Origin of the sequence: Microbacterium sp. B19(2022) (assembly GCF_012030385.1) — a bacterium.
Lineage (GTDB): Bacteria > Actinomycetota > Actinomycetes > Actinomycetales > Microbacteriaceae > Microbacterium > Microbacterium oxydans_B.
The window spans coordinates 1-249 of sequence record NZ_JAAUVO010000050.1; the positions used below are offsets into that span (position 1 = coordinate 1).

Annotated in this window: 1 protein-coding gene; it reads right to left on the bottom strand. The window is 67.9% G+C overall.

The window, feature by feature from the left end; all coding sequences use genetic code 11:
• Positions 1-26: 26 nt before the first annotated feature.
• On the bottom strand, positions 27-249 hold a 223-nt coding region (locus tag HCX50_RS19685), incomplete at its 5' end, for a hypothetical protein (protein WP_167635474.1).

The following is a 249-nucleotide window of genomic DNA, read 5'->3' on the forward strand; positions in this document are numbered from 1 at the left end:
TCATGATCTGAATGTCCTCTCTGACATCAGGTGTGTGATTGCGGGTGTGGTGCGGGATGGATCATGCGCCCAGCACGCGGCAGGCGTGCGGGACCAGTTCGAGGAAGACCCTGCCGCCCTCGGGGGGGTGTCGCCAGCGGTGCACCGCGGCCGACGATCGTGGCGACGGGCTCGCCCTCGGTGAGCACCTCGGCCTCGTACTCGACGATCTCGCCGAGGAACTCCACCCGCACGATGCGCACGGGGAGC